The organism is Vibrio sp. 2-2(8) (assembly GCF_963888495.1).
GTDB classification, from domain to species: Bacteria; Pseudomonadota; Gammaproteobacteria; order Enterobacterales; family Vibrionaceae; genus Vibrio; species Vibrio anguillarum.
Map to the genome: position 1 here is coordinate 84,897 of NZ_CAWPJM010000051.1, position 25,197 is coordinate 110,093.

General features: G+C 46.0%; 20 protein-coding genes. 7 read left to right on the forward strand and 13 right to left on the reverse strand.

Annotation, left to right across the window (positions count from 1 at the left end):
• Positions 1–4 precede the first annotated feature (4 nt).
• From vasI to AACV12_RS13255, 13 genes are all read right to left on the reverse strand, one after another.
• Positions 5–664 carry a type VI secretion system-associated protein VasI gene (vasI, locus tag AACV12_RS13195; RefSeq protein WP_017043575.1) on the reverse strand — a complete coding sequence of 220 codons (660 nt, stop codon included), beginning with the start codon at positions 662–664 and terminating at the stop codon, positions 5–7.
• Positions 661–2,223, reverse strand: coding sequence for a sigma-54 interaction domain-containing protein (locus AACV12_RS13200; protein ID WP_170900469.1), 1,563 nt, complete (start codon positions 2,221–2,223; stop codon positions 661–663). The genes vasI and AACV12_RS13200 overlap by 4 nt, the downstream gene beginning before the upstream one ends.
• 2 nt (positions 2,224–2,225) lie before the next feature.
• On the reverse strand, positions 2,226–4,844 hold the full coding sequence (gene tssH / locus AACV12_RS13205) for a type VI secretion system ATPase TssH (RefSeq protein WP_170900471.1): 2,619 nt from the start codon (positions 4,842–4,844) through the stop codon (positions 2,226–2,228).
• Positions 4,845–4,867: 23 nt separating this feature from the next.
• A complete protein-coding gene (icmH, locus tag AACV12_RS13210; RefSeq protein WP_026027751.1) occupies positions 4,868–5,641 on the reverse strand; it encodes a type IVB secretion system protein IcmH/DotU in 774 nt (257 codons plus the stop codon).
• 2 nt (positions 5,642–5,643) lie between these two features.
• Positions 5,644–6,978: a type VI secretion system baseplate subunit TssK gene (tssK, locus tag AACV12_RS13215; protein WP_017044997.1), complete on the reverse strand. Its 1,335-nt coding sequence runs from the start codon at positions 6,976–6,978 to the stop codon at positions 5,644–5,646.
• Positions 6,979–6,982: 4 nt separating this feature from the next.
• Complete coding sequence (gene tssJ, locus AACV12_RS13220; protein ID WP_013868298.1) at positions 6,983–7,462, reverse strand: type VI secretion system lipoprotein TssJ; 480 nt, start codon at positions 7,460–7,462, stop codon at positions 6,983–6,985.
• Between the two features lie 2 nt (positions 7,463–7,464).
• The gene (gene tagH / locus AACV12_RS13225; protein ID WP_170900474.1) at positions 7,465–8,937 is read right to left on the reverse strand and encodes a type VI secretion system-associated FHA domain protein TagH; all 1,473 of its coding nucleotides are present in this window, start codon (positions 8,935–8,937) and stop codon (positions 7,465–7,467) included.
• Between the two features lie 4 nt (positions 8,938–8,941).
• Positions 8,942–9,964, reverse strand: a complete 1,023-nt coding sequence (gene tssG, locus AACV12_RS13230; protein WP_026028436.1) for a type VI secretion system baseplate subunit TssG — start codon at positions 9,962–9,964, stop codon at positions 8,942–8,944.
• On the reverse strand, positions 9,928–11,697 hold the full coding sequence (gene tssF / locus AACV12_RS13235; protein ID WP_170900476.1) for a type VI secretion system baseplate subunit TssF: 1,770 nt from the start codon (positions 11,695–11,697) through the stop codon (positions 9,928–9,930). The genes tssG and tssF overlap by 37 nt, the downstream gene beginning before the upstream one ends.
• A gap of 6 nt (positions 11,698–11,703) precedes the next feature.
• The gene (gene tssE, locus AACV12_RS13240) at positions 11,704–12,141 is read right to left on the reverse strand and encodes a type VI secretion system baseplate subunit TssE (RefSeq protein ID WP_013868295.1); all 438 of its coding nucleotides are present in this window, start codon (positions 12,139–12,141) and stop codon (positions 11,704–11,706) included.
• 2 nt (positions 12,142–12,143) lie between these two features.
• A complete protein-coding gene (gene tssC / locus AACV12_RS13245) occupies positions 12,144–13,619 on the reverse strand; it encodes a type VI secretion system contractile sheath large subunit (RefSeq protein ID WP_026027753.1) in 1,476 nt (491 codons plus the stop codon).
• Between the two features lie 49 nt (positions 13,620–13,668).
• Entirely contained in the window at positions 13,669–14,178 is a 510-nt protein-coding gene (gene tssB, locus AACV12_RS13250) for a type VI secretion system contractile sheath small subunit (protein ID WP_017043584.1), read from the reverse strand.
• A gap of 388 nt (positions 14,179–14,566) precedes the next feature.
• The gene (locus AACV12_RS13255; protein ID WP_170900478.1) at positions 14,567–15,655 is read right to left on the reverse strand and encodes a sel1 repeat family protein; all 1,089 of its coding nucleotides are present in this window, start codon (positions 15,653–15,655) and stop codon (positions 14,567–14,569) included.
• 574 nt (positions 15,656–16,229) lie between these two features.
• Between AACV12_RS13255 and AACV12_RS13260 the strand changes: the two genes are divergently transcribed.
• From AACV12_RS13260 to AACV12_RS13290, 7 genes are all read left to right on the forward strand, one after another.
• Complete coding sequence (locus AACV12_RS13260) at positions 16,230–17,927, forward strand: RluA family pseudouridine synthase (RefSeq protein WP_170900480.1); 1,698 nt, start codon at positions 16,230–16,232, stop codon at positions 17,925–17,927.
• A 93-nt stretch (positions 17,928–18,020) separates the two neighbouring features.
• Positions 18,021–19,466 carry an ATP-binding protein gene (locus AACV12_RS13265; protein WP_170900482.1) on the forward strand — a complete coding sequence of 482 codons (1,446 nt, stop codon included), beginning with the start codon at positions 18,021–18,023 and terminating at the stop codon, positions 19,464–19,466.
• On the forward strand, positions 19,463–20,116 hold the full coding sequence (locus AACV12_RS13270) for a response regulator transcription factor (protein WP_013868288.1): 654 nt from the start codon (positions 19,463–19,465) through the stop codon (positions 20,114–20,116). The genes AACV12_RS13265 and AACV12_RS13270 overlap by 4 nt, the downstream gene beginning before the upstream one ends.
• Positions 20,109–20,936 (forward strand): DUF2861 family protein, encoded by an 828-nt coding sequence (locus tag AACV12_RS13275; RefSeq protein WP_170900484.1) that lies wholly within the window; start codon positions 20,109–20,111, stop codon positions 20,934–20,936. The genes AACV12_RS13270 and AACV12_RS13275 overlap by 8 nt, the downstream gene beginning before the upstream one ends.
• A 75-nt stretch (positions 20,937–21,011) precedes the next feature.
• On the forward strand, positions 21,012–23,309 hold the full coding sequence (locus tag AACV12_RS13280) for a glycoside hydrolase (protein WP_096036828.1): 2,298 nt from the start codon (positions 21,012–21,014) through the stop codon (positions 23,307–23,309).
• 173 nt (positions 23,310–23,482) lie between these two features.
• The gene (locus AACV12_RS13285) at positions 23,483–24,079 is read left to right on the forward strand and encodes a TetR/AcrR family transcriptional regulator (RefSeq protein ID WP_170900486.1); all 597 of its coding nucleotides are present in this window, start codon (positions 23,483–23,485) and stop codon (positions 24,077–24,079) included.
• Between the two features lie 84 nt (positions 24,080–24,163).
• Positions 24,164–25,195: an NADP-dependent oxidoreductase gene (locus tag AACV12_RS13290; RefSeq protein WP_017046824.1), complete on the forward strand. Its 1,032-nt coding sequence runs from the start codon at positions 24,164–24,166 to the stop codon at positions 25,193–25,195.
• The last annotated feature ends 2 nt before the right edge of the window (positions 25,196–25,197 follow it).

The window sequence follows — 25,197 nt, forward strand, 5'->3', positions numbered from 1 at the left end:
CTCCTTACCAACCACAGCGTGTTTTTAGTGCCGTTAATGATTGCGAAAGCTCGCTCGCATCAAACTGCAATCCATCAACAAAAGGAGAGTTTGAACGCAGCACAAGGCGATTTTCTCGCGCCATCGCTTTCATCATCTCAATCGCTGGCATGCCTCTGCCTGAGGAAAAGAGCAAACCTAAATCGTCACTACGCCAAGATTGTGCCTGCATATTAGCAATCGACACTTGGATGCGAGGGTCATCAATCGCGCTAGGAAACGCCAATTCCACTCGACTCAAATTGTCGATACAGCTCATCAGCAGCACAGGTTTAGCGTTATCGTCAAACTTTGTATTTTGATTTAACGCAACCAAAGTAATCCACGCATTCCCTTTATCATCGTCGCCCTCAACGGTTAAGTGACTTGCTTCCCCGTCTTGATACTGGCTGATGCTATCAAAGGCTCGTTGCCAAGATAGCGGTGCATTGGGCGTTACCGCTTGGGGCATCACCACGTCAGAAGGCGTTTTAAACAGGTGGTCAAAACAGCTCAATCGCTCTAACCGAGATGTGATCGTAGTGCATTGCTCTGCTTGTGCTACAGCGTCATTTTCCGCATTTGCCATGGGAAAATACAGCGTCATAGAGAGGCAAACTGTGAGCCTAAACAACCGTTTATTCATGGTGTTTTAATCTCCAATTTTTGGCATTTATAGGCCAAGGTCCGCTTGGGAATACCGAGGCTTTGGGCCGCTTTGGCCCTGTCACCAGCAAAATATTGGAGGCGCTCACGGATAATACGAGACTCAAATTCATTCACCGCTTGTTTTAAATCATCCACCACTCGGCTGACACTTGACTCAGCTTTAGCGACCTTATGCCCATGTCGTTCAGTCTCTGGCTGCTGATCGGCTTTAGTGTATGCTAAACGTTGTGTAAAGCAGGACTCCTCCACCTGTGTGCCATCCAGTGTTTGCGCACAACCAAATTCAATAAGGTGCTTGAGTTCACGCACGTTACCGGGAAAGTCATAACGTTTTAGGCAATCGATCGCTTTATAGTGCACACCCCGAATGTTGGTTGCATGCTGCTGATTAAAGCTGCGCACAAAATGTTGGCTAAGCCGTTCAATGTCATCCATCCTTGCCGCAAGACGTGGCAAAGTGATCGGGTACTGAAATAAGCGGTAATAAAGATCCTGACGAAACGATTTATTACGCACTTGTTCGAGGAGATTGACATGCGTTGCTGAAACCAAACGAAAATCAGAAGATTGTTCGTTTTTACCGCCAATCGGCCGAAAAGATCGAGATTCCAACACCCGCAGTAATTTGGCTTGCAGGCTCAAGGGCATATCACCGATTTCATCCAAAAACAGGGTTCCGCCATCGGCTTGCGCAATCAACCCTTGTTTATCGCTATCCGCGCCGGAAAACGCCCCTTTGCAGTAGCCGAACAGTTCACTTTCCAATAAGTTTTCAGGGATAGCCGCGCAGTTAATAGCAACAAATGGCGCTTGTTTACGGGGCGAGAGTTGGTGCACCGCTTGCGCGACCAACTCTTTACCTGTCCCTGTTTCACCTTGCACCATCACTGAAAGCTGTGATGGCGCGGCGTTGATGATCTGCTCTCTTAATTTTTTCATCGCCAAACTGTTACCGATTAAGGTTTCAGAGAGGCTCGCAATTAATGAGCGACGAGCGTTGTCTCGCTGGACGTCAGACAAGGATTCCGATAAGTTTTGTCGATTTTGTTCTTCCCGTTGCATCTCATTAAGCAACGACCACTGATGGCAAAAAACATCCACATACTTGATAAAATCTGGCTGCTCAAATAGGCCTTCCAAGGTATGGGTTTCACCAATCAACAGCAAAATAGACTGAACTTGTGTATCCCCATTCGGTAACGGGTGTACAACCACGCTATCTAACATGCCGACCCGGCTAGTGAGTTGACTAAACAGGCGATTAGATTGCCAAAAAACCAATTCATCAGCGGTTAAGTGCATCGATTTGGCTGATTGCAATACATGGGCAAACGGACAATCAAAATCGGTGACCGACCAGCTTAAATTCAGCGGGTTATCCTGTGGCACTAAGGTACGGCCGTCTGAACTGGGAACCAGTAACAAGCAAGTATCGAGCCTTAGCTCTCGGCGCAGCGTTTCTACAAACAATGCGGCCAATTGGCTAGGCTTTCTCGCGACAACAAGCTCGGTTGCGTAAGCTAACCAGTGACTCATGATCACTCAACCTCTCCAATAAACTCACCCTCTTCCGCCGCTAAATAGATGCGTTGCACTGGTTGTTTATCAGCCAGTTTATTTAACAAAGCTAATGAAATCGGTGGTAGTAATTGACCTTCGATGATCGCTTCCAGCATACGAGCCCCATTTTCAGAGCGCGTTGCACGGCTTAAGATCTCTTCGATCAAGCTATCTTCAATCACCACGTCAGCGGCATAACGCTGTTTAAAGAGCTGCTCAAGGCGGGTTAACTTGCCACGCACAATCTGCTCTAGCACTTCTTTGCTGAGCGGTAGATACGGAATGATCTCCATACGAGCCAGTAAGGCGGGTTTGAAAAAAGCCGCAAGTTCTGGGTAAAGCTGCTCATCAAGCAACTGAGGCTGCTGCGCGTAATCGACTATGGTTTGGTAACCTAAATTCGAGGTGAGGAAGAAGACGATGTTTTGGCAGTCGATCACTCGACCTTCACCATCGGCCAGCTCACCTTTATCAAAGGCTTGGTAGAAAATATTGAGTACTTCTGGGTGCGCTTTTTCAACTTCGTCTAATAGCACCACAGAGTACGGCATTTTACGAATCGCTTCGGTAAGAATGCCACCCTCACCATAACCAACATAACCCGGAGGCGAACCAATCAGGCGTGAAACGGTATGCTTTTCTTGATATTCCGACATGTTGATAGTGGTTAAAAATTGTTTACCACCATAAAGTTGTTGCGCCAGTTGGACTACCGTTTCGGTTTTACCAACGCCACTTGGACCCACGAGTAGGAAGGAACCTTTTGGACGCCCCGGACGGCGCAAATCCGCGCGCGCCGTTAATAAGTTACGGTGAACACGCTCAATCGCAGTATCTTGCCCTTTGATTGCCTCACCTAAAATAGCCGTTAGGTGGGTGATTTTATGTAGCTCATCGCTGTTCATTTGGTCAACGGGCACGCCCGTCCAGTCCGCAATCACTTCCGCTATTTGCTGAGCATCGACTTGTGGATGCATGAGGCGATCATTATGAGGGATCTCTTCTAAAGCTCGATATTGCTCCTGCAATTGAACAAGTAAATCATCGCGCTCAACTTGGGTCTGCTCACCATGATCCTCAGCGCCATCTAAGAGCTGATCGCGTAGGGTAATAATGCGCTCAATGATCGCTTTTTGCTCTTGCCAGCTTTGAGTCAAGGTCGCTTTTTCAGCTTCATCGGCCACTTCTTGGCTACATAGCTCATCCAAGCGATGCGAATCAACCACTTGACCTAAATATTGAGCACGCTCAAGCATATCAATTTCAAGTTGACGTTGATGGCAAGCGGTCTCTAGTTGCGCTAAGCGCTTCGGCGGTGTGGTGATATTAATTGCAATACGCGCGCAAGCAGTATCCAACACATCAATCGCTTTATCCGGCAGTTGTCTACCTGAAATGTAACGCGCTGAAAGCTCGGCGGCTGCTTTCAATGCATCATCAGTAATCAATACGTTATGGGCTTTTTCGTAAACACGATTCAAGCCACGCAGAATATCTACTGCTTGGCTGATGCTCGGCTCTTCTAATTTCACCAATTGGAAACGACGAGTCAGCGCAGGATCTTTTTCAAAATACTTTTTGTACTCTTTCCATGTGGTGGCTGCGACAGTACTGAGCTCGCCTCGCGCAAGAGCTGGCTTGAGCAAGTTGGCCGCATCACTACCACCCTCTTGGTTGCCAGAACCAATTAAAGTGTGCGCTTCATCGATAAACAAAATGATCGGTTTAGGCGAGGTTTTGATCGCGTCAATCACGCCTTTAAGACGTTTTTCAAATTCACCTTTGACTGAAGCACCCGCTTGCAACAAGCCTAGATCGAGTGAGCACAACTCTACATTTTGCAGCTGTGTCGGCACATTGCCCGCAACGACACGCAATGCAAGTCCTTCAATCATGGCGCTTTTACCGACACCAGCGTCTCCCACAACGATGGGGTTGTTTTTACGACGACGACACAAGATGTCGATCATCAAATTGAGTTCGTTTTCACGACACAATACTGGGTCCAGTTCGCCGTTACGCGCTTGCGCCGTGACATTGGTGCAGTATTTATGCAGTGGCGAAGATGACGCTGCATCCAGCGCGGCAGGAGCTTGAGAACCCGCTTTGCTTTTTTCAACCGCCGACTCGGAAGAGTCTTGCAACAGCGTATCAAACCCTTTGTTTAGGCTCTCTTTGTTGATGTGTTCAAAAAGACGGATTAGTTTAAGTGGTAGGTAACGATCAGCGCGCATCAACGCGGCTAAAAACACCACACCTGAACGAAGCTGATTCTGATTCAGCTCAGTGGTAGAAAGCAACCAAGCTTCCTGCAATAGCTCAACCAACAGTGGCGAGAATGCTGGATAGGTATCTAACACTTGTTCACGAGCGTAACTTGCACTGATGGCTTGTTTTACGGTTTCCACATCTAAGTTAGCGTGCTTAGCTATCACACGCACATCCGAAAGTGGGTTCTCTAGCAACACATGTAAGAAGTGCTCATAGGTCACTTCTGGGTGCTGACGTTCAATACATAATGAAGCGGCTTGCTCTAGGGCTAGCTTACTCTGTTCATTGAGTTTTGAAATTAATGTGGGTAATTCAATACGGATCACTACAATCACCTAGCCTTTTATAATTAGAGTATTTGGTTCAATTGGTTTAATACGTCTGCCGATTGGCTGTGCAGTAAATAGGAATAGCCTAAAAACACACCGACCCAAATAATGACAAAACCAAGCAGTACTGACCAAACCGGTAACTGCCTGCTTAACTTATATTTTGATTTCACCACATGGTCGGTGGCGGAGGTCAGTTCCTTCGGCTCGTTTTCATCCAACGAACTGACGGTGTCATGTAAACGACTGATCACCTTTTCACGCTCGTTGTGGCCGCTTTCCATCACACGGTATTTACCTTCAAAACCTAACACTAGGCATTGATAGATAAACTCTAGCAACGCGCGATAACGTTTAGGTTCACCTTCCAAGCGACTTAAGATGGTAAACACTTTTTCGCCGCCCCAAGTCTCACTGTGGAAACGAGACAGCATAGAATGTTCAGCCCACACACTAGATGCACCCCACTCGGTTCCCATGACGGCTTCATCCAAAAACGCGCACAGAATGTAGCGATAAGCCATCAAAATCGCATGCTCAAACCCTTGCTCGGCAAGCTCGATTTCAATCGCTTTAATCTCTTCCACCGTCTGTTTGTAGATCTGCTCAATGTTGTCGCACTCTGACAAGCTGCGTACCCGCAGCGACAAACCAAACAGAGGGGTAGCAGCATCAATCAAAACATTAGGGTTATCACCACGCAGTTGAAACCAGTAATCTTGGTCGTGGTTGATCTGCTCGACGCTGTCAAAAAGCAGACCGCTGTATTGGGTGTTTTTTTTATCAATGGCCATCATCAGCTCCTAATCGCCCAGAATTGCAGGTCAAGATCTTCAAACGCACCCGCGACATGGAAAGCAAAACCACTTGAGCGACCTAACATCGACCATGCTGAGCTGGTTTTATCCAATTGGTAATAGGTATAACCGGCGTGGTAAGGCAACTGCCTTGGTGCCACTGGTAACGGTGTAATTGGAATGCCCGGTAATTGCAGTGAAATGAGCTCGCGGATTTTCTCCACTGACGATACTTTGGTCTGCTGAGTAAAGAGACGACGCAGTTCATCTAATGGCATGCGTGCTTTCACCGCGATGATGAATTCTGCGCTTTCAACCAGTTGAGGGTCGTGGATTGGGGCAACCATCAGACCGTACTTACGTTTATCCAACTGAATCGAGACCGCTCTAGGCTCAAGCACGATACTTAGGCTCTGTCTTAAGTTGCGGATCAGCGGCCCAAAAGAGTGGGTCGGCATTTCATGGTTGTAGCTCGGGATGCTCGGTGGTAAACGACTTTCATCGGTAAATGTAGCCAATTCTCCACATACGCATGACAGGCACTCAAATAAACGTTCCGGGTGCAAACTGCGTAGCTCTGCCAAGTGTTGCATCTGGGGTTGTAAGCGATTCAGGGCTTGCAACAGCATAAAATCAGACACATCCGCGACCCCGCCTTGAGAGGGAGAACTGATACGTTGAGCAATGTTTTTGGCACGTTCGCGCATTAACCCAGAGATTTCGTTAATAAAACGGTGCAAAGCCGCATTGCTCGCAACATTAAGATGGCACGGAATAAAATCCGGATCGAGTACGACACTGCCATCAGGACGTTTTTCTAAAATACGAGCGATCGCAATTGAGGCGTAAGAGCTTCTGTCTTCTTTTTCAAGCATCAACTGCACACGAACAGGTGAGACATCTAGCGTCGTGGTGTCACCGCGCACGGTATGCACATCACGCACTTCTAAACGATTGCTTAAGTAACGCCCGGTTCCACGCTCTTCAGGCCAGTTAATCTCCATTAACGATTCACTGCGAAGTGGCACCGCTAAATAGACCAACTGGTTTGCAAGCGAAGCATCGGCAATCTCGAGCGCATCTGGCAACACATCTTCCTGAGGAATACGGAAAACGGTTCCATCAGGCATAATGCCGACCGCACGTTCGATCGCGATACGACCAAAAGAGAGATATTCAGGGTTAAGTGATAACTCTGATACTCCGTAAAGATAGCCACTGACTGATGAGATGCGTTCATCAATATGATATTCAAAATAGCGTTGCTGCTGCTGGAAATGCTGCGGTTTAATGAATAGACCTTCATTCCAAATGACACGATTACGCGCAAACATCTTGTTATTCCACCCTTTCCAGTTTTACATCGTAGTCTTTGAAATACATCAAAAGATGGTATTCCCTACCTTTGTTAAGCACTTTGACGGCCTTTTTCCATTCACTCAGCTCAGGTTCAGCAAAATGCGCCATGACCCCAATGTAGTTCGTGCCTTCATCAATCTCGAACGCGTTCACAAACTTAAACTGGCCTGGTGTCATTACATAATCGTAATTGGCGATAAAATTGCTGCGTAACGCTTTTTTGTAGTCTGCTTTTACTTGGTCATAATCGGCAGACATAAACATCGAATCATCTTTGAGCTCAAACACTTGAACCTCTATCGGCGACGCTTCACCCCAAATATTAGGGTTAGTACCTTCATCACTAACGAGACTGAACGTTACCTTGGTCGGCTGTGTGGCTGGCTCATACTTTTCTGATGAGCTACAGGCGGTTAATACCGTCAGTAGCATCAGCAGGACAAAAGACCGCTTGTTCACCGTTATAGCTCCAGCTGTTTTTCACGAATTTTCTTGTCGTAAGACTGCTCGAAAATTTCCCAAAACAGTTTCTCAAATCCTTTTTGGCGATTAGAAGTGAGCTCTTGGTAGTAGTGGCAATACATCTCCCACGCCCAAGCATCTGAAGAGTTACTCTGTGCATCACTATTGCGCTTGTAGTGTTGGAAACGGCGCAGTAGCACTTGAGGAGAAAAGGCATTAAGAATCTGATTTAGGGCTTCGCTAGTGGCGTGCTGCATTGCTTCGTTATGGTCGCGCACATTTTTTAGGCTTTCGGCAATCGCCGCTGGGGCAGACAAGTGCACCACACTTTTATCAGCATCATACAGAGTACGAATGGTTTCTTCGTATGATAGCCCCAAGCGAAGTGGGTTATCTTCAATCGGTTGTAAGTTACGATTCATCATACCAAAACGCCCTTCACTCACTTGCTGGTGAAGCTCAAGCAAACCTTGCACACACGCTTGCAACGATTGCCCAAGCTCTTCTGAAAGCATGTGCATTTTCGCCATATCGTGGCTATTGCCAACGTCAACACCTAGCCCGGTGAGCATGGGGCCGGTCAATAAGTGTGATGCATTGTTTGACGAGCTGTTGTGTTGCTCGGAGTGAGGGTGGTAGCTTCTCGCCACTTCTTCCTCAAGTAGATCTAATACTTTATCGTCCATCGCTAAGCCCTCAGGTACGTTGTAAATGCTGTTATTAATGTTCAAATGAGTCGGTGGTTGCGCAGTCTCATGGTGCTCAACAGCCGGAATAGGTGGTAAATCGGTGGAGGTTTTGCCAAAACCGAGAATTTTCTTTAATCGAATCGATGACGTCATCTCATACTCGCTGTCAGCTTGAGGCGTAAACTGCAGTTGCGACTGCTGGCTATCGTATTCTGGCACTAATGAATGTTGTGCTTGTGCGAGTGGTTTTTCCGTCTCTTCAAGCAACGACTCTTCTTGTTTAATGCCTTGCAATAAATCATCTAAAGCGGCGATAGGGTCCATTGAGCTCGACTCTGGTTCATCCTCGTCGCGGCTGATATCATCCAATGGACCATCTTTGAGTAGATCGAGCCCCTCTTTAGCAAACAGCTGATCCAAAGAGCCATTAATCAGAGAATCGTCTTCACCCACTTGACCAAAAATGACACGAATTTGGTAAGGTCCAATGGCCACTTCATCTTTATGCTCCAACTTAGCCGAGGCACCTTGCCCTAACGGCTTATGGGAACCATTAACATAGGTATTACCAACCAGATCTTGAATGCAAAACGCACCATCAATCACACGGATGGCACAGTGATGATTTTGAATTTTCCCTTTACCGTCACGAAGCTGCCAATGCGCATCACTTGCAGAGCCAATCACACCGCCTTGCACATTAAACATCGCTTGTGCGGATAATCCTGATTCCAGTAGTTGCACATTCGTCACTACCATTGAAAGCGTTTGCTTCTTCTGCATATCGCTATTGCCTTACTTGTATAAGCACGCTTTTGTCCGCCAAATCGCGCCCTAAAAATGATGACCAACCCAAAGCCACACCACTGTCATGACATAAACTCATCACCGGAGCCTCGCTCTCGTGCATGGTCAGCTCAAGGTCGTAAGCCATCTGCTCTCGTAAAATAAACTCCACCAACTTACACAGCGGTTGATGTTCTTTGCCTGATGGCAAAAAATCGGCAAATCGTTCTCGAGTTAAGTTTTTGATACAGATAACAAACTTACCGTTACAGTCCATCACTGATTCACCCAACATGCTGTTGATCCCAAGCTCACCATTCTGCTTACCTAAGCAAAACTGCTGATAAGGCTCTATCCGGACTTTGCGTCGAACCCACTGGCGAATACTGACTTCTTGCAGATCAAAACAGTGCGCGATGATGCCAGACACCACTTGCGGTGAACGACTTCGGCCAGCCAAAGTGCCCGCATAAGCCAGCATCTTGCACCAATTTATCGGTGTTTCGCCGCGCAAGTCCGCATCACCCAAACCGACTAAAGCAAACAGCTGTGATGAAAATTGATCCTGCGCACCCGCTTGAAAACGGACGTAATAGCGATACTTTCGCCATACGCGATACACAAGGTTAATCAACCGGTTATTGAAAAAATCTAAAAAGGGCCGCTTGAAACCACCGGGATCTTCTTCGACCAATTGCTGCAAAATAAAACCAGGCAACGGTGACTGTGCCCCAGTTAATCCAAAAAAATTGGTTTGTAAGATCAGGCGCTCATCCGCGAACTCACGTAAATCCGTTACGTCTGCTGGTGCAAAGCCTAAACTTGGGTTGGCACTGAATACCAACTGGCATGTCCGCTCCCAATCTTCTGATTCAGGATTAAACGCATTAAGTTTTTGCAGCAGTTCCACCAACTGGTAGAAGTTGTACGTTCGTACATCGCTTGGTAAACCCAGTAGAGGCTCCGGCACAGCCGCCGCAGCCATCTCTAGATCAATGGCTGCATTCCTGTCTGTGTTCCCCATGTGTACTTCTCTTGATTGGACGAGTTAATAACGATCAGCTCATGAAACGAATTGATGCTGGCATATAGGGCAAAAAAGTGGCTAAGCACTGTGCCAAAGAGGTAAAGCTCCCCTTCTGAACCAAAACAGTTTTGATCAATATGAATCGTCGATTGCAGCCCTCGCACTGGCAAACCGCGCAATATTTTATCCACGGGTTGCGACTCAATTTTTTGGATCCCTTCAAGACGCAAACGCGCAACACGCTCCGCTTGGCGATCCACCAAGGCTCTGAAATCGTAAGCTCGCAACACACTGCTTAAGGCATCTTTGGACAGCAGCGATAAATAATTCAGCGATAAGTTAGAAATCAATACCCACAATAGACTGCCATCCAGTACTGGGCGCAGAGATTGTGAAGGCACGGTAATATTGCTGAAAGTGGCAAAGGGGGGCGAGCTGTCTGTCGGCTCACAAATGTCACCGACACCGAGTTCGAGCGGTAATAAGCGATTGGTGCAGGTGAGCTTGAGCGAGATGGCTTCATCGACATGCATGGATTGCGTTTCATCTCCGCGAATGAAAGAGATGAAATTATCAAATCCATCGCCACGGATACTGTCTCTCACTCGTGTACGGTAGTAGAGCGCTTCACGATTTCGAACCCGCTCCACTTCATGCTGAAAACTTTCAAATGCTGAATAGACACGTTTTTCACCCCGAATTCGTTGACTGGCTTGAGTTTTGTCTTGCCAACCGAACACGCCGTCAACGCTGAACACTTCATAGTGAGAAGGGTAACGACTAGAGGGAATAATGCGATACTCTGAACGCTTGCCCGTTAAATCGATCGGATCGGCATCATGTTCAAACAAATTAATGACAGGGGTGCAGTACAACTGGAAATTATCCTGACGCACTCGAACGTCTGCTGGCAGGGTTTTCGAAAAACTGATTTTCAGTTTGAACGCACCATGCACTGATTTCGGCACTACGCTAGCCAGACGGGTAATGTCAACAAAATGAAATGCTTCAGGAAACGACAAGTATTCCTGCAAAACGCGATAACCTTCATACACATTGGAAGGATAGGGCAAAAGCGACTGCTCGCTATCAAACCCGACCGTTTGGAAGCTATTGCGCGGCAGCGTAAATTCTACCCCCGCGACTTCAACAGAAATCTTATCGAGGTAGTGGTTGAGCCATAAATAGAGCATTTGTGAGCTGTATTTATCACCACCTAAGTAAAAGCGCAGATCATCAAGATGCGCATCACCGACGCTTATCTCACCCAACATATTAAGCGACACTTCGATGATGGTCGCTTCTCTAGTATGTTGCGCAGTGACGTCAGTACATTTCAGTGGGTAAATCTGCACGTCACGACAGGTTCTAAAGTGACATTTGGTGCCGAAAACAGGCTTGCTATCGAGCTGAGTGCCACGAGCGATTTGCTGCTTATCACTGACACTTTTATCCGGCTTGAACGAGACAATACTCATGCTCGGCACAGGACGTAAGTAATTTGGCCACAGCATATTGATGATGGAGTGCGTTAGCTCAGGAAATTCATCTTCAACTTTTTCGCGCAAGCGAGCGGTGAGAAAGGCGAAGCCTTCCAATAAACGTTCGACATCAGGATCCGTCGTTTTACCGTGTAAAAAGCGAGAGAGTTGAGGATGAATTTCAGTGAAATGCTTTCCTTGTTCTTTAAGGAAAGCAAGCTCTTCTCTGAAGTACTTATCTTGAGCCATAATTTTCTAATACACTCGGTACTTTCGGTTTTGATCCAGTAGCAGGTTGAACTGCACTTTCTCATGTAACGCATCACTGTTTATTTCGGCCACAATATGGAAGCGCAGCATCAAAGGGCTAAACACGTCCGACTCGGATCGAATCACAATATTTCGTAAACGGGGCTCATACACATCTAAGCAGCTTTGTATCGCAAGCTTAATCCGTAGCGATAAGTCTAAGGTTTCTAACGTTGCATCGTTAAAATCCACTAAACCTAACGTTGGAGCACTTTGTGCCTCACCCATGCGAGTATTCAAAATATTGGAAACATTGCGTTTGATTGATTGGAGCACATCCCATGCATTTGGCCCTTGGGTCAAAGACATAGGCTTGGTGCCAGCTTCTAAACGTTCAAAGAAGCCGACACCAAATGCACTCTCTTCAGGTGCAATATAAGTCATGGTTATGCTTGATCTAATCGACCAACCAATGACAATTCAAAGTTCGCGCCCATGTACTTAAAGTGAGGACGAACAGAGAGAGAGACCTGATACCAACCTGGTTCACCTTCAACATCCATGACTTCGATTTTTGCAGCACGAAGAGGACGACGGCTACGTACATCTGCTGGTGGATTTTCTTGGTCAGCCACGTACTGTTTGATCCAACCATTAAGCTCGCGTTCAAGATCTTGACGCTCTTTCCAAGCACCTATTTGCTCACGCTGTAGCACTTTGACGTAGTGTGCAAGGCGATTGATGATCATCATATATGGCAGTTGCGTACCCAACTTGTAGTTGGTTTCTGCTTCTTTGCCTTCTTTGGTATTCGGGAATATTTTTGGCTTTTGGATCGAGTTTGCAGAGAAGAATGCGGCGTTATCACTGCCTTTACGCATGGTTAAAGCAATGAAACCTTCTTCTGCTAATTCAAACTCTTTACGGTCAGTCACCAACACTTCAGTTGGGATCTTACTTTGCAGTGCACCCATCGATTCAAACACGTGTACCGGCAGATCTTCAACCGCACCGCCACTTTGTGGGCCAATGATGTTTGGACACCAACGGTACTTGGCAAAGCTATCGGTTAAACGAGTAGCGAAAGCAAACGCGGTGTTACCCCATAGATAGTGTTCGTGTGAAGCGCTGACACTTTCCACATAATTAAATGATTTAATTGGGTTTTCTGTTGGATCATAAGGTACGCGCAATAAGAAACGAGGCGCAGTCAAGCCAAGGTAACGCGCATCTTCTGATTCACGTAGAGAACGCCATTTAGTGTATTTAGGGCTTTCAAATGTTGACTTAAGATCCTTGATATTTGGTAGCTCTTCAAAAGAATCGATACCAAAAAACTCAGGGCCTACACTAGAAATGAATGGAGCATGAGCCATCGCACCAAGTGCACCCATGTATTGCAGTAGCTTCATATCAGGGGTTGATGGCGTGAAAGCAAAGTTACCGATGATAGCGCCAGTCGGCTCACCACCAAATTGGCCATAACCAGAAGAATAAACGTGCTTATAAAGACCGGATTGCGTCGTTTCTGGTGCAAATTCAAAGTCTTCAAGCAACTCGCCTTTCGTTACATGCAACAAATCGACTTTGTTGTTTTCACGAAAATCGGTACGGTCAATAAACAGTTTCAAACCACGCCATGACGATTCCATCTGCTGGAAACGCTCTTCGTGCAAAATCTCATCCATTTGAGCACTGATTTTCTTATCAAGCTCAACCAGCATTTGATCAACGAGTGATTTGTTAACCGGCTCTTCCGTTTGATTCGAACCGATGAGATTCTCAATAAACGCAGCAACCCCTTTCTTCGCAACATCATACCCTTCTTCAGTCGGTGCAATGCGCGTTTGTGCCATGATTTCATCAAGTAAACTGCCTTGGGTGGCACTTTGTCTCTCTAAGACGGCTTCAGTAGTAGACATCAATTTCGTTCCTAAATTTGATTAAATAAAAAGTTGGGTTGATCAAGCCTTATGCTTGGGGCTCTTCTTCTTTGCCGCTCACTAGGCTTAGCTCAGATAGAAGTTTTTCACGCGATTCTTCCGAATTTAGTAGCTCTTGTAGACGCTCTCTAAACGCGGGAATATTGCCCAAAGGACCTTTTAAGGCCACAAGAGCTTGGCGTAGCTCAACCAATTTATTTAATTCTGGAACTTGTGCTGCCACTGAATCCGGTTCGAAGTCAGCAAGAGATTTGAAACTAAGCTCAACAGGAAGCTCAGCATTTTCATCGCCACTCAGTTTATTGCGCACTGTAGTGGTCAGTTTCAAATCGCTTTCACGCATAACCGCTTCAAAGTTGTTCTTGTCCACTGAAACGGTTTGTCTCTCTTCAAGTGGGGTCTCTTCGGTATGGCCTTTAAAATCACCCACCACCAGAGTTTTTAGCGGTAACTCAACTTCAGCCTGTGCATCTCCCGTTGCTGGAATATACTTAATATTAATCCGCTCTTTAGGAGCTACACTTCCTTCTTTAGACATATTACGTCTCCAATACCTATGCCAATCATTGTCAAAATTACGGACAAGAGCGTAGCTAAACTTAGTTACCACTTACTCAGGCCGAGGGTTACATAACGTTGTAAAAATTAAAGTTAAATCTATTGGACTTAAGTTCTAATAGAACTCAAGTCTCTTAATATTTATTATCTGGTAGATTTTAATGAGCATTTAAACAATAAATCCCATTAATTAGCATTAGCTATTAAATTCTTCCCTAAATTACCCCATAAAATTTATCGATATTTTTCGTGGGGATTTAAAATTCTCGGCACATTCTATTCATATAGGAGCATTTTAAATATAAAAAATCACAAAAACATGATCTTCACCCAAAAAAATATGCCGTTTCTAATACTGTATAATTTAACTAATTAATATCCCAAAAGACATCATGATAATAAAAATTCAGACTATTCTTATAGTTAACAAATATGCCATTAGCTTGTGCTTTTTCTTCCTCACTCATCTTACCAGCAAGGCTTTCTTCCTCTAATTCCAATATTGAGTAGAGCGACTGCATACGTTCAGTACCAGCAGCAGAGAGATATAAATCTAAATAGGCTTGCGCTTTGATCCGATCGGGAGTCACAAAATGATAGGATGCGCTATCGCCGAGCAGAATCTTAACTACCGTTGCCAAAGAGGTAATATCACCTTGATCTAACGCCATCAGTCGCCATTGATAGGCATCTTCAAAACGGCCTTTGCTCTCTAAAATACCGATGTAGCGCCTCATCGCAGGGATATAGTTTGTCTTCGCAGCCGCGAGATAGAGCTCTCTCACCTTGGTCTCCCTTTCCCCAGGCATTAAAAACAGGCCTCCACCCGCTTGAACTTGCTTCGCTTTATCCATCAATGCTCGTGGATGATTAAAACTGACCGCTTTATCGAGATAGTAGCTATACATCTCGTTATCCATACCTTTGTAAAACTGGGCAAGCTCGTAAGTGGCTTGTGCAGGATCATCTCGTCCTAGACGAATCAAACTATCGTAATACTGGCTTTTCCAATACTGCACATCGCGATCTCTTAACCACTTAGCATCAGTATAAAGATGTTTCATGGCGCGACGATTGCCTAATTTTGCGGCTTTAAGCAGATATTCACGCGCTTCAGGAGGCGTTCTAATGGTCGTTTTGTAGTTCGAAAGCTCCATCGCGTAGAGAAAGGCGGCATCCGAATTGTCGTTGTCTGCCGCGTACTGGAGGTATGGTCGCGATTCCATATTTTTGTATTGCGCTCGAAGCAGTCGTCCGGTAGCAAACGCTTTTTCTGGAGACATATTTCCTACTTCATACACTTCTGCTGCAGACGTTTCTTGCTCAGCATGTAACACCATCGAAGGAAATAAGGAGAGCGCTAAAATGGCATATGTTTTATTAATCCACATTGACGCAACTTCCAAACTTGACGCTTGCGGAACACACAATGATAGACGTTGGCAGAAATCCATCATGAACCGTTTCCATATTACCCACTACAATACTCTGACTCATTATATTTCCTTAACTGACTAACCATTTATCCATAAACACGTAAGCAAAAATCATTCCCTTCAATTACGCTTACTTAAGAATAAAGCCCCACAGCCCGAGCGGGCAAAAAATTGCCCAACCGAGCAACAAATTGCCCAAGCGGGCATAATATTGCCTATATGATAATCAATACTCAGCCTTTACCCATCAAAATTAAAAACAATACACTCATTAAATTAAATAGAATCAGGAACCAATCACTACAAATAGAATTAATGACAAAAAATTAACATAAAGCTGACATTGTTTTGCATAGAAATAAAATGAATTAATCCTCCAATCATTCTATATGTTTTAAATAAACGCATAGCATCAGGTTAAATCGACACTGTTAACTTATTTCTTTGGGATTCACTAAGCTATATTAATGATATTAATAAGCTAGTTACATTAATTAATCGTATCATCATCGCCGTTCAACCAGAAACTGGCATTTCTAGGTCAAATCAGTACAATTCTGCGTTCTCCACCACCATCCACTGCGAGCCAGAGAAAATGCCAACACCAGCGCCCTGTTTTACTGCCTTTAAAAAACCTATTGAAGGCTACTCTCTGCCTGAGCGCTTTACTTTCCCATTTTGTTACGAGCCGCATCCGCTAAGCGAATTAGCGGCAAGCCAGCTGCAACAACACCTGCTGAACCAGCAGAATTGGCAACATAATTTTGGGCTCGATAATCACGGCGTGCTAAACCAGCATCCGGAAGCTATCGGGAAAATGTTTGGCGTTTTAGTGGTGCGTAAACAAAGTGGAGAGCTAGGGTACCTGTCTGCATTCTCGGGGAAGTTAGCTGAGCAAAACCTGCTGCCGCATTTTGTGCCGCCTATATTTGACATGCTCACTAACGATGGTTTTTTCTTGGAAGGCAGCGTGCCGATCAATCAAATTAATCAGCAAGTTGAACAATTGGAGTGCGATCCACAGCGTGCGCTACTTCAGCAGCAATGGACCACCGCCCATCAGCAGGCGCAAGATGAATTAGAAGCGCATCGCCAGCTGATGATTCAAGGTCGTGAACAGCGTAAACAGCAACGCATCCTTGCCGAGCAATCAAATGATGCCCAACAATTGCGTGAAACCTTAGATTGTCTCGCCAAACAAAGTGTGGCTGAAAAAGCGTCCCTCAAACAATTAAAGCGCAAGTGGGACGTCAACCTCAACGAACTACAAGCGCAAATAGACGCATTTCAAGAACAGATTGATGCATTAAAAGAGCAGCGTAAAAATCTCTCTAATGCGTTGCAGCAACGACTTTTTTCTCACTATCGATTTCTCAATCAATACGGCACTGAAAAATCTCTGGAGGAGATTTTCCGTCTTACGGCTAACCCTGTTCCACCAGCAGGATCTGGAGAATGCGCCGCACCAAAATTGCTGCACTACGCGTTTCAACATCAGATGACACCGATTTCACTCGCCGAATTCTGGTGGGGAGCGTCACCAAAATCTGAAATTCGTCAACACAAGAAATTCTATCCTGCTTGTCAAAACAAGTGCCAACCGATTTTGGCTCACATGCTTGATGGGCTGAAGCTCGATGATAACCCGCTATTGCATAACCCAGCGCAAGGCAAAGAGATCGACATCATCTATCAGGATGAAGCCATTATTGTCGTCAACAAACCTGCCGAGTTTCTATCCGTTCCCGGAGTCAACATTCAGGACTCGGTTTATACTCGTCTGCAACAAATGTTTAGCTCAGATGAAGGGCTTTTTGTGATCCACCGCCTCGATATGTCTACTTCAGGTTTATTGGTGTTTGCTCTCACCCGCCGAGCCAATAAAAGCCTGCAGAAGCAGTTTATTACTCGCGGCGTTGAAAAACGCTATCTTGCCTTACTCGCTGGTGAATTACAGCAATCGCATGGTGACATTCGCTTACCGCTGCGGGGCGATTTAGATGACAGGCCGCGTCAATTGGTCTGTTTTGAACATGGCAAACCCGCTGACACTCACTGGCAATTAATTGAATGCCGAGATGGATTCAGTAAAGTCTACCTCTACCCCAAAACAGGACGAACCCACCAATTGCGCGTGCATTGCGCTCATGTGGAAGGACTCAACCTGCCCATCGTTGGCGACGATCTTTATGGCACGAAAGGAGCGCGTTTACATCTACATGCTGAGTCACTGAGCTTTGATCATCCTTATACCAAGCAAAGGATGACATTCACGGTGGATGCCGAGTTTTGATCGACATTCCGCTTTAGTGACATTGAGGTGACAAATCCTGACTTAGCACAGCTATAATTTCGCGAATGCGAACCTTTTTCTAAGTGCTTAACGTTGAGAACACGGCTGCTGTACCTTTTGATCACACTCACCGCAGTGCTAGGGCAATCAAACCTAGCACACGGGCAAGAGCAAACGCTGCAAGATCGTTGGCAGCATTTTCTACGCCAAGCCGAATCGCTATCGGCTGCGCGAGCCTTGCCATTGCAAAGCATTAACTCATACCCTGTCGATCTTCTGCTCAGCGCCAGCGCCTATCCTGATTTTTCCCGTTATTCATGGCAAACCATAACTGAGCTCAAAGCGATAGCCTCACAGTGCGCACTGTCGCCCGGTTTATCAAAAACCTTGGTATCACGCCCTGAATTGCAAAAAGCAGCGTCGTTTGAACTCGCTTTATGCCAAGGCGATGAATTGCCCATCCGTTGGTTTAAGACTGCTCCGTTTCTGCATCCTGCAGGCGGGAGCTACGCAGAGCGATACTTAGCTTTTTCTACTCATAACATAACGGCCGAGCAAAACGCCGAGCTACAGCCCTACACGACTCTCTCTAACCCTCAGCACCCGCTGTACACCTTTTTTACCGATTTAGAAACAGCAGGGCGAGATGCCTTGGTCAGCGGTTATCGCGCTTATATTGACCATCAACAACGGCTATGGATCAGTGGCGATTTCGGTATTCGCGTACTGAGCGCATTGCAATGGAAAAAAGTCGCGCTCGATCAGCAATTGGTATTGTCGGCCATCACAGCGGCTACTCAAAGTTGCCAATTACGCTACAGTAATCTGTGTGTCTCTAGCCAAGAAAAACCCAATATCTCTCTGTGGTTATCGGTCATATTACTGCTGTTGCTCGCAGCAACGCTGAGTAGGACGCTCTGGTTACGCCGCCAACAAGCCAAAGAAAAACGCTTTATTTTACAGTTGCTGACGCATGAACTACGCACCCCTATCACCAGTCTTGGCTTGACCGTTGAGCAGTTTCGCCAGCAATTTGATACTCTGCCAGAACTGGCCCAAGATACATTCGGCCGCTTACTGGCCGATCACCAACGTTTAGCTCAGCTTGCTCAGACCAGTAAAGGATTTTTGAGTAGCGACCCAAATGAGCCGTTTCAATGTCAAACCGCTTATCTCTCAGATTGGTTAGATCACTGCGTAGCGAAACACGAACTTAGCTATGAACTGACACAAGATATCGAGCTCACACTGCCGTATTACTGGCTTGGGATCTGTTTGGATAACTTGATCCGTAATGCCAAGCAGCATGGTCAAGGAACAATCTCAATAACGGCCAGCGTGACTGACACTCAACTGCAGCTTTGCGTTAGCGATGAAGGCGAGTTTCCCTCTCGTCTAAAACGGCTATTTTCCCGTTCTCGCACGGCTTCCAATATGGGGATTGGGCTCCGTCTTGTGAACCATTTGATGCTTAAAATGGGCGGCAAACTGACGTGTAAAGCCCACCCCACTCGCTGCCAATTGGAATTACCATTATGAACACACTGTTATTGGTCGAAGATGATCCTCTACTCGGGCAAGGTTTGCATGATTACTTGCTACAGCAAGGTTTTGATTGTTTGTGGGTACAGCAGCTCTCACAAGTCAAAAAAGCATGGTTTCGCGCCGATTTGGTGATTTTAGATAGGCAACTGGCTCAAGGAGACAGCTTGGATCATCTGCCTCAATGGCTAATGGCCAAAGCCGTGCCAGTGATCATCCTGACGGCCAAAATCGAGGTTGAGCAAAAAATAGCAGGTCTAATGGCGGGGGCGAAAGACTACGTCACCAAGCCATTTTCGCAACAAGAATTACTGGCGCGAATTCAAGCGCAACTGCGACCATTAGGAGAAAGCTTGCTTTCCTACGCTGACATTGCCATTGATCTCTCAAAGCGCAGCGTTACCTTAGGTGAGCAGTTGATGACGCTAAAACCGAAACAGTTTCAGCTATTACTGCTGCTGGTTCAAAACCAAGGACGTGTTTTTCACCGTGATGAACTACTCAATAAAGTGTGGGGCTACCAAGCCTTTCCCTCAACTCGAACCGTCGATAACCATGTTTTACAGCTAAGGCAGCAGTTACCCTCACTCAATATCGAAACCGTTCGTGGCGTTGGGTATCGTTTAGTCGAGGTGTCCAATGCGTAACCTTTGGCTGTTTGTACTGTTCGTCGTTAGTCCAAGCCACGCCGTGAGTGATGATTGGTTTATGGCAACACCACTGCAATCAACCTATCGCGCTTTAGTGAACTATCAGCCACAGCTTGCCTGGCAAGAGTTGATCCTCGCACTCAATAACCAAACCATTGCCACGCAACACTGGGCAAGTGTCAAGAATGCCATTATTGAACAAACCCAATGTGGCCAACAGCTCTTAAGCGATGTGGTACCAAATGCGGCGCTGATCAAAGTCTCGATACAAAAAAAAACCAACGTGATGCAGCAAGGTTACCAGTTCAAATTATCAATGGAAGGAGCAGAACTGCCTAGCCAGGTTGAACTTCTTGGCCCTGACAATGGCTTGCTCATCTCACAGAGCCAAGTAACGTCATCCGCCCCTTATATAGAATTAGAAAGCCCAGAACTGCTCTTTGCTCCGCAAGATGGCGTTTATCGACTGACACTCGACAAACAGCACTATTGGTTAGTTCTTACCATACCTTTTGGCTCCACATGGTTGCAATCCGCCTCTCCCAACGGTGGCTACCCACTAGCACTTGAGTCCCCCACAGTATTGACAAACTGCCCCCCAACAAGCCTTGCTTGGCAATGGTTTGACGACCAATTTCAGTTAATCAAGCAGCAAGATATGGTAGCAATAAGTAATACTCAGCAATTATTGGACAAACCAAGCTCATCCCCCAGCTCGGCTAAATGGCTCAGTACTCTGATCAAAACTGTCGAATATCAAGGAGCAATCAAAGTGGAATATGTACAACGTTTGACTCTGCCAAATCAGGCTCAATGAAGACATCAGGGTGACAATTGAATTGTCGATTTCTTATGTAATCAACACACCGAGACACACTGGAAATGACAAACCATGTATAAACCACTTTGTTCTTTATTGATCACTTGTACGCCACTTTTGGCGTTGGCTAGCCAATCACAACCGGCGTCAATTACACTGCATAATCAAAACCAAACCGTGCAAATAGAGCCACAAAATTTTGCTATTGATTGGCAGAAAAATGCCCAGCTAACCATTAACCAAGGCCAGCTAACCGTTAACGGCCAGCCACAGCAAGTCAGCCAACTGCAACAAGATAATCAACATCACGCCTCTTGGCTGCTTGTTCCTAGCCAGTTAAAGGTCGAGGCCAATTTACAACAAACATTGAAGCTGTCGATTACCGCGAGCGCTGAGAGTAAGATCTCTCGTGCTAAACCGTTAACCGTACAGTGGTTTGAACTGCCGGAGCAGCAAAGCAAAACGCTCATTCTTCCTTTTAGTGAAGGGATGCGCATTCCAACCGACAACCCACAGTGGGTTAACTATCTGACAAGCGAGCATTCTGCCAGCAATACCACCCAAGATCTCAAAATGCCATTTTGGAGTGTGGAAGCAAGCGATGAGCAGTACGTGAGCTACCAACTCAATACCGCCACCAACAACAAACTCAATTTTAATGCCAAGCAAAACAAGTTAGACATGCAAGCCACGCACGCTTTTACTGTACTCAACAAAGATGAGCCTTTTGAGGTGGAAATCTCTATTGGCAACTCGCCGTTAGATGGCGCAAAACGTTATCGTCAGTGGCGAAAAGAGAATGGACTATCGCAAACGCTCGAACAGAAAGCGCAGCAAAATCCGGCCATAAAAGAGCTTATCGGCGCAAGCCATGTCTATCTGTTTGGTAGAGACTTACTCTCTGAGCAAGATGTTAGCGACTTCTGGGCATTGAAAACTTGGTATTTTGAGCAGCCCCAGTGGGTAGCATCAAACGAAGCGCTCAAAGAGCTCAAACCGCTCATCAAGGGCAAAGATTTCTTAAGCCGCTATCATAAACGTTTGCTGATTGAAGAGGTGAATAATGGGCTGAACTCTTGGATCAAAGAGTCGCCCTCAAATAACGAGGCTGGGATCGCCAGCCAGTATCAAGCCGCTCAGGCACGAAAAGCATGGCTCGCAGAGCAGAAACTACCGTTTCTACGTGATGCCAGCACTTGGGGACAGGGGCTATCGACTTCCATGATCGACGCACTCAGCTCAGCTGGTTTGCAACACTTATGGTTAGGTTTGGATAATTGGATGCCCGCCTTTTACCAGCCACAAGTGGTTGACCAAGCAAAACAAGCTGGCTACTTAGTTGGGGTGTACGACTCCTACAATACCGCCATTGCAAAAGGCATCAACGATGGTTGGCTTACCGCGCAGCTACCGGATTCGATGCGTGAGCAATGTGCGATAGAAAACGCCGACGGTAAGCAACAGAAAGGATTTCGTGGCAACGGCTTTTACCTTAACCCTGCATGCCAATTAGGATTTGCGCAGCAACGCATTGAGGCGATTTTAAAATATGGCCGCTTTAACAGCCTGTTTCTTGATGTGGATGGGACCGGAATGGCACGTGAAGATTACTCGTACCAAGAGGGCCAAGGAATGAAAGAAAGCGCGATGCTGGAGGCATTTAATCAACGCATGCGCTGGATAGCCAATGAACAGAATGTGGTTCTCGGCTCTGAAGATGGTAACAGCCTGACGACACAAGGGCTCGCCTTTGCTCATGGTTTAGAAACGGTAGGATTTGGCTGGACAGATCCGGATATGAAAACTAACCGTCAATCGCCTTATTTTCTTGGGGCATGGTTTCCAGACAATAAGCCCGATTTTTTCTTCAAACCCGCGCAAGTCAAAGAGCCGTACAAAACACTGTTATTTGCACCGCAATACCGTATTCCTCTCTATCAAACCGTGTTCCATGATGAGGTGATCAACAGTCACCACTGGCACAGCGATAGTTTGAAGTTTTCCAACGTGCAAGCGGAGCGAGATTTAATCGCCATGCTGTATAACACCCCAGCGATGATTCACCTTAGCCGTGATGAAGCGACGCCTAACAGCGCTCGAGTCAACGAATTACGCCGCTATCAACAAGGGTTTACACCAATCCATGAAGTAGTGTGGAACCAACCTTTAGTCGATTTTAAATGGCTTGATGAACAAGGGATGGTACAACAAACAACCTTTGGTGATGGCAGTAAAATTACCGCCAATTTCTCTACGCAGCCATATAAAAAAGAGGATAAGGAAATAGTTCCAGCCTTGAGTATTCAAGCTGAACTCAGCAATGGGCAAAACCTCATTTGGCCATCGGATACGCTAAAGACAGAAAAATAGTCTCATCTCTCACTCATTAAAAGATAAGTAACTCATTAAAAGATAAATAATAGTGCGACACTTCAAGGAGGAAGTGTCCATTTCTGTTATTCAACAACCATAGCCAGTAGCACAAATACAATATGGGCAAACAAAACTAGACGACTGGTCTAATTTAAATTATAGTGCCGTCCATGAATACAAAAACCCATGATACTCGCCAACACATCCTTGAGGTCGGTTACCAACTGGTCGTAACCAAAGGCTTCACCAGTGTAGGCTTGTCTGAATTATTAAAAACCGCTGATGTGCCCAAAGGCTCTTTCTATCACTACTTTAAGTCAAAAGAGCAATTTGGCGAGGCACTGATTACGGACTATTTTCAGCACTATTTAGTACGGATTAATGCCCTTTTTAACCAAGAAGAAGGCAACGCCTATCAACACTTGATGCATTATTGGCAATGTTGGTATGAGCAGAGCAATGGCTTATGTAACGCACAGCGCTGCTTGGTGGTGAAATTAAGCGCTGAAGTTTCAGACTTGTCTGATGCGATGCGTATTGCTTTACTTAAAGGTGCAGATAGCATTATTGATGCGGTCGGAAAATGTATCCAACAAGGGATCGACGACGGCTCCATTCACGTACAACACAGCCAGCAAACCGCAGAATTGCTTTATAACCTTTGGCTTGGCGCAAGTTTGCTCAGTAAACTGCGTCAAGATAACCAAGGGCTTGCACAAGCGCTTACGAGCACCGAACACATTTTGCAAGGCCAGTGCCCTAGTTAAGATTTACCCCGCTATTTCGATAGCGGTTTTTTTGAAATCCAGACTAGACGACTGGTCTAATTTAAAATAATAAAGGACTCTCCAATGACTGAACAAACTAACCGCCGCATTGTACTCGCTTCACGCCCTGTCGGTGCACCAACGCCTGCTAACTTTCGCTTAGAACATGCGCCTAAACCAACACCTGCCGCTGGTGAAGTGCTGCTGCGTAGTGTTTATCTTTCACTTGACCCCTACATGCGCGGCCGCATGAGTGACGCTAAATCGTACGCCGATCCTGTCGCAATTGATGATGTCATGGTAGGCGGGAGCGTGTGTCAAGTGGAAGTATCAAACCACCCAAAATTTGAGCAAGGTGAGTGGGTACTCGCTTATACCGGATGGCAGGATTACGCTATTTCTAATGGCGAAGGTTTACTTAAACTCGGTAAAAATCCAACCTCACCCTCATACGCACTAGGCATCATGGGAATGCCCGGTTTTACCGCTTATATGGGTTTGCTAGACATCGGCCAACCGAAGCAAGGTGAAACTGTGGTAGTCGCCGCCGCCACTGGCCCAGTAGGGGCAACGGTTGGTCAAATTGCTAAAATCAAAGGCTGCCGCGTGGTGGGCATTGCTGGCGGTGAGGAAAAATGTCGTTACGCTAAAGAAGTATTAGGTTTTGATGAATGTATTGATCACAAAGCTGACGATTTTGCAGAGCAATTGGCTAAAACATGTGCTCAAGGGATTGACGTTTACTACGAAAATGTCGGTGGCAAAGTATTTGATGCGGTTTTACCTCTGCTTAACACAGCAGCGCGAGTTCCGCTGTGTGGTTTGATTTCTCAATACAATGCAACGTCGCTGCCTGAAGGACCTGATCGTCTCTCTATGCTGATGGGCACCTTGCTTACCAAACGAATTCGCATGCAAGGTTTCATTATTTTTGATGACTACGGCCATCGCTATAACGAATTTGCTACTGACATGACTCAATGGCTAAGCGAAGGGAAAGTGAAATACCGCGAGCAACTGATTGACGGTTTAGAAAACGCACCACAAGCCTTTATTGGTCTATTGGAAGGCAAAAACTTTGGCAAACTGGTTATCCAAATCAACCAACCACTTTAATA